We start from the raw sequence: 5,850 nt of genomic DNA on the forward strand, positions 1-5,850 counted from the left end.
GTTAACGCGTAATGGCCACCCTTGGGGGGTGGCCATTACGTGAATGGGTGTCCGGCGGTGTCCTACTCTCCCACAGGGTCCCCCCTGCAGTACCATCGGCGCTGAGAGGCTTAGCTTCCGGGTTCGGAATGGGACCGGGCGTTTCCCTCTCGCTATGGCCGCCGAAACTCTCTTGATGTTTCAGTCTTCACAACGTGAAAAAATCTATGTTCTGTTGTGTTCCCGACCGTACATCGGGAACCACTCAGTGGACGCAAGCACCAGAAACGGTGTGTTATCAAGTCATCGGCTTATTAGTACCAGTCAGCTGCACGCATTGCTGCGCTTCCACATCTGGCCTATCAACCCAGTAGTCTGGCTGGGAGCCTCTCACCCGAAGGTATGGAAGTCTCATCTTGAGGCCGGCTTCCCGCTTAGATGCTTTCAGCGGTTATCCATCCCGAACGTAGCTAACCAGCGGTGCACTTGGCAGTACAACTGGCACACCAGAGGTTCGTCCAACCCGGTCCTCTCGTACTAGGGTCAGATCCTCTCAAACTTCCTACGCGCGCAGCGGATAGGGACCGAACTGTCTCACGACGTTCTAAACCCAGCTCGCGTACCGCTTTAATGGGCGAACAGCCCAACCCTTGGGACCTACTCCAGCCCCAGGATGCGACGAGCCGACATCGAGGTGCCAAACCATGCCGTCGATATGGACTCTTGGGCAAGATCAGCCTGTTATCCCCGAGGTACCTTTTATCCGTTGAGCGACAGCGCTTCCACAAGCCACTGCCGGATCACTAGTCCCGACTTTCGTCCCTGCTCGACCTGTCAGTCTCACAGTCAAGCTCCCTTGTGCACTTACACTCGCCACCTGATTGCCAACCAGGTTGAGGGAACCTTTGGGCGCCTCCGTTACTTTTTGGGAGGCAACCGCCCCAGTTAAACTACCCACCAGGCACTGTCCCTGAACCGGATTACGGTTCGAAGTTAGATATCCAGAGTGACCAGAGTGGTATTTCAACAATGACTCCACGAATACTGGCGTATCCGCTTCACAGTCTCCCACCTATCCTACACAAGCCACACCGAACACCAATACCAAGCTGTAGTAAAGGTCACGGGGTCTTTCCGTCCTGCTGCGCGTAACGAGCATCTTTACTCGTAATGCAATTTCGCCGAGTTCGCGGTTGAGACAGTTGGGAAGTCGTTACGCCATTCGTGCAGGTCGGAACTTACCCGACAAGGAATTTCGCTACCTTAGGATGGTTATAGTTACCACCGCCGTTTACTGGGGCTTAAATTCTCAGCTTCGCCTTGCGGCTAACCGGTCCTCTTAACCTTCCAGCACCGGGCAGGCGTCAGTCCGTATACATCGTCTTGCGACTTGGCACGGACCTGTGTTTTTAGTAAACAGTCGCTACCCACTAGTCTCTGCGGCCACCACACCCTTTTTGAGGCAAGCTCATATAAGTGGATGGCCCCCCTTCTCCCGAAGTTACGGGGGCATTTTGCCGAGTTCCTTAACCACGATTCTCTCGATCTCCTTGGTATTCTCTACCTGACCACCTGAGTCGGTTTGGGGTACGGGCGGCTAGAACCTCGCGTCGATGCTTTTCTTGGCAGCATAGGATCACCCACTTTTCATCCGCATCGTGTCTCAGCCTTGATGAGTGGCGGATTTGCCTACCACTCGGCCTACGCACTTGCCCCGGGACAACCATCGCCCGGGATGGGCTACCTTCCTGCGTCACACCTGTTAATACGCTAACCGCACCAGAATGGGGTCGTGCGCTAGGCCCACAGCATCACCCCGAAGGGATCCGTCAATGGGATTCAGACACTTAGCACTACTGGATTAGCTTGGGCGGTTCTTCGCCGGTACGGGAATATCAACCCGTTGTCCATCGACTACGCCTGTCGGCCTCGCCTTAGGTCCCGACTTACCCAGGGAAGATTAGCTTGACCCTGGAACCCTTGGTCTTTCGGAGGACGTGTTTCTCACACGTCTTTCGCTACTCATGCCTGCATTCTCACTCGTGTGGCGTCCACGGCTGGGTCACCCCGCCGCTTCACTCGCCACACGACGCTCTCCTACCCATCAACACGGCTGGACCACGAAGGCCTACCAATAATGTCAATGCCACAACTTCGGTGGCGTGCTTGAGCCCCGTTACATTGTCGGCGCGGAATCACTTGACCAGTGAGCTATTACGCACTCTTTCAAGGGTGGCTGCTTCTAAGCCAACCTCCTGGTTGTCTAAGCAACTCCACATCCTTTCCCACTTAGCACGCGCTTAGGGACCTTAGATGGTGGTCTGGGTTGTTTCCCTCTCGACTATGAAGCTTATCCCCCACAGTCTCACTGCTGCGCTCTCACTTACCGGCATTCGGAGTTTGGCTGACGTCAGTAACCTTGTAGGGCCCATCGGCCATCCAGTAGCTCTACCTCCGGCAAGAAACACGCAACGCTGCACCTAAATGCATTTCGGAGAGAACCAGCTATCACGAAGTTTGATTGGCCTTTCACCCCTATCCACAGCTCATCCCCTCAGTTTTCAACCTAAGTGGGTTCGGCCCTCCACGACGTCTTACCGTCGCTTCAGCCTGGCCATGGATAGATCACTTCGCTTCGGGTCTAGGACATGCGACTGAATCGCCCTATTCAGACTCGCTTTCGCTACGGCTACCCCACCCGGGTTAACCTCGCCACATATCGCTAACTCGCAGGCTCATTCTTCAAAAGGCACGCTGTCACCCCTACTAAGGAGGCTCCAACGGTTTGTAAGCAAACGGTTTCAGGTACTATTTCACTCCCCTCCCGGGGTACTTTTCACCTTTCCCTCACGGTACTTGTCCGCTATCGGTCATCTGGGAGTATTTAGGCTTATCAGGTGGTCCTGACAGATTCACACGGGATTTCTCGGGCCCCGTGATACTTGGGATACTCTCCACGTCAGAACACGCATTTCGACTACGGGGCTGGCACCCACTCTGGCCCGCCTTTCAAGACGGTTCGTCTATACGCTTCTGTCACGTCGACCACTCGGCAGAATGGTCAGGAAAGTCCCGCAACCCCCCACATGCAACGCCTGCCGGCTCTCACACACATGAGGTTTAGCCTGATCCGATTTCGCTCGCCACTACTCACGGAATCACTGTTGTTTTCTCTTCCTGTGGGTACTGAGATGTTTCACTTCCCCACGTTCCCTCTACCCGCCCTATATATTCAGGCGGGAGTCACCAGGTACGCACGCGCCCTGGCGGGGTTTCCCCATTCGGACACCCTCGGATCAAAACTTGCTTATCAGTTCCCCGAGGCTTATCGCAGATTGCTACGTCCTTCTTCGGCTCCAGATGCCAAGGCATCCACCGTTTGCTCTTAAAGACTTGAAATCACATGAGTTTCATCAAGAATCGAACCCGAACCAAAAGGTCCGGGCGAAATTGACTAATGATCTTTAAGATCATCTATAACAAGAACAATCCCGAAGGATCATCCCTGAAGATGCTCGCGTCCACTGTGTAGTTCTCAAAGTACGGGCGGTACCCCCCACCCCCGACACAAAGCCGGCGACAGAAGGCCCAAGAGGAGTGTCCCCCACACCCACCACCCCGAAAGGCAGCAAGCGCAGCGTCCGGTCCCTCAGGACCCAACAGCGTGCCGACGCCCCGCTCACCAGAACCCACCCTCCAACCACACCCCGAAGAGTGCGGCGTACTAGTAGACCCCAGCTGCGCTGACGCCATGTCAAATGTTCCACCCTTGAGCCCCAGCCACACACGAACGGTGTGGTACTGGGTCCTGGAACCCCCGAAGAGGTCCAAGTGCTCCTTAGAAAGGAGGTGATCCAGCCGCACCTTCCGGTACGGCTACCTTGTTACGACTTAGTCCTAATTACCGATCCCACCTTCGACGGCTCCCTCCACAAGGGTTGGGCCACCGGCTTCAGGTGTTACCGACTTTCATGACTTGACGGGCGGTGTGTACAAGACCCGGGAACGTATTCACCGCAGCGTTGCTGATCTGCGATTACTAGCGACTCCGACTTCATGAGGTCGAGTTGCAGACCTCAATCCGAACTGGGACCGGCTTTTTGGGATTCGCTCCACCTCACGGTATTGCAGCCCTTTGTACCGGCCATTGTAGCATGCGTGAAGCCCAAGACATAAGGGGCATGATGATTTGACGTCATCCCCACCTTCCTCCGAGTTGACCCCGGCAGTATCCCATGAGTTCCCACCATTACGTGCTGGCAACATAGAACGAGGGTTGCGCTCGTTGCGGGACTTAACCCAACATCTCACGACACGAGCTGACGACAACCATGCACCACCTGTTCACGAGTGTCCAAAGAGTCCCCTATTTCTAGGGTGTTCTCGTGTATGTCAAGCCTTGGTAAGGTTCTTCGCGTTGCATCGAATTAATCCGCATGCTCCGCCGCTTGTGCGGGTCCCCGTCAATTCCTTTGAGTTTTAGCCTTGCGGCCGTACTCCCCAGGCGGGGAACTTAATGCGTTAGCTGCGTCACGGAATCCGTGGAAAGGACCCCACAACTAGTTCCCAACGTTTACGGGGTGGACTACCAGGGTATCTAAGCCTGTTTGCTCCCCACCCTTTCGCTCCTCAGCGTCAGTTACGGCCCAGAGATCTGCCTTCGCCATCGGTGTTCCTCCTGATATCTGCGCATTCCACCGCTACACCAGGAATTCCAATCTCCCCTACCGCACTCTAGTCTGCCCGTACCCACTGCAGGCCCGAGGTTGAGCCTCGGGATTTCACAGCAGACGCGACAAACCGCCTACGAGCTCTTTACGCCCAATAATTCCGGATAACGCTTGCGCCCTACGTATTACCGCGGCTGCTGGCACGTAGTTAGCCGGCGCTTTTTCTGCAAGTACCGTCACTTTCGCTTCTTCCTTGCTAAAAGAGGTTTACAACCCGAAGGCCGTCATCCCTCACGCGGCGTTGCTGCATCAGGCTTGCGCCCATTGTGCAATATTCCCCACTGCTGCCTCCCGTAGGAGTCTGGGCCGTGTCTCAGTCCCAGTGTGGCCGGTCACCCTCTCAGGCCGGCTACCCGTCGACGCCTTGGTGAGCCATTACCTCACCAACAAGCTGATAGGCCGCGAGCCCATCCCCAACCAAAAAATCTTTCCAACCACCAGCCATGCGACTGTGGTTCGTATCCAGTATTAGACGCCGTTTCCAGCGCTTATCCCAGAGTCAGGGGCAGGTTGCTCACGTGTTACTCACCCGTTCGCCACTGATCCACCCAGCAAGCTGGGCTTCACCGTTCGACTTGCATGTGTTAAGCACGCCGCCAGCGTTCATCCTGAGCCAGGATCAAACTCTCCATAAAAAATGAATACTGCAACCCACCCGGGAAAACGGGAAAGAAGCAGCGAGTTCAACCATGACCAAAAACGAATATCAAACTGACATCCATGAATTGATCCAAAAAGGACCCCCACCAACCAAAAAATGGTCAGCGAGGATACAAAAATTGGCATTTGACAAGTGCACGCTGTTGAGTTCTCAAAGATCGGACGCACCAGCCAGCGCGAATCTCTCGACCCGCTGCCCCGGCTGGGCAACTTCACTATCTTATCTCGCCGAGCCGATCCCGTCAAATCGACCGGAGCTTCTCAGCGAGTCCCCCACGTGTCCGACGAGCGGACGATCCGCGGAACGGATCTTGGTTGTGGGAGGTTGTTCACTGCTTGAGGGGAGCCAGGCCTTCCGGCCTTCCGCTCTACCCTTTGGGGCGAACAAGTAATACTTTACGTGCGACCCCGCCCCCCGTCGAATCCAGCCCGCACCCCGGGCGTGTCGCACCCCCACACCCCCGGAAACACGCGGAAGACG

3 rRNA genes are annotated in these 5,850 nt (G+C 55.6%); all 3 read right to left on the reverse strand.

Annotated elements, in window-relative coordinates:
- Positions 1–49 precede the first annotated feature (49 nt).
- The 3 genes from rrf to B1729_RS12925 all read right to left on the reverse strand — a co-directional run bounded on the left by rrf (position 50) and on the right by B1729_RS12925 (position 5,344).
- Positions 50–166, reverse strand: a 5S ribosomal RNA gene (gene rrf / locus B1729_RS12915).
- 107 nt (positions 167–273) lie between these two features.
- A 23S ribosomal RNA gene (locus B1729_RS12920) occupies positions 274–3,378 on the reverse strand.
- A 443-nt stretch (positions 3,379–3,821) separates the two neighbouring features.
- Positions 3,822–5,344: ribosomal RNA gene (locus tag B1729_RS12925) — 16S ribosomal RNA — on the reverse strand.
- Together the 16S, 23S and 5S rRNA genes form the textbook arrangement of a ribosomal RNA operon.
- Positions 5,345–5,850: the final 506 nt, after the last annotated feature.

Origin of the sequence: Microbacterium sp. B35-04, assembly GCF_010634885.1 — a bacterium.
GTDB lineage: Bacteria > Actinomycetota > Actinomycetes > Actinomycetales > Microbacteriaceae > Microbacterium.